Genomic DNA, 669 nt, shown 5'->3' with positions numbered 1-669 from the left:
ACACCAATATTATGATTTTTGGTAGCGGCCCACTTATGTCGTCATTAAGCCAAACGGTGACGCCAAAGGACAAGGAAGCTCCGCTACCAACGTCACCTCCACCGGTTCCAAAGTTCAAGGAAGCTTCGCTTCCATCATCTCTAAAGGAAAAGGAAGCTTCTCCGCTACCAACATCACCTGTCAAGGTTATGCCCCAGCAGAAACTAATCCACCAGGAACAAGATCTACCACCATCATCTCCTTACAACACAATCCACCAGGAATTAGGCCTCTATAACTCAAATACTCGTTCAATCCCAACGAACAAGTTCTTTGAGGTAATGAAGAAGCAAAAGATGTCTACACTGTCTACACCGGCACAACAGGCTAAGTCATTTCTCACGGCAGCTGAAATTGGTTCATATAAAGAAGATGGTGAAGTTTACGATCGAGAGAAACTAGGACTTAGACCAGATGATCTGGTCTTCATGAAGCATGAGGTTCCTGAAAAAATTGAGTTTGGTAAGCCATTCCTCACGAGTGTAGAACTTTTCAAACAACATTTTTCAGTTAGGAGACTCCACAACTAGTACATGATAGCGACCTCATTGGATGTGACAAACATCACATTTCAAATCCAGGGAAACACTTTCTATAGTGGAGCTAGATTAGGCTTTATTAAGTGGGAAG

General features: G+C 42.9%; 1 protein-coding gene. It reads left to right on the top strand.

Features of this window, described 5'->3' with window-relative positions; translation table 11 throughout:
- Positions 1 to 569, top strand: a 569-nt coding sequence (locus ACQY5W_RS13185; protein WP_428025435.1) for a hypothetical protein, incomplete at its 5' end; no start/stop codon positions are given.
- Positions 570 to 669: the final 100 nt, after the last annotated feature.

The organism is Arcobacter sp. (genome assembly GCF_050300555.1).
GTDB lineage: Bacteria > Campylobacterota > Campylobacteria > Campylobacterales > Arcobacteraceae > Arcobacter.
Note: the sequence above shows the minus strand (reverse complement) of the source record. Positions and strands in the feature narration are given on the sequence as shown.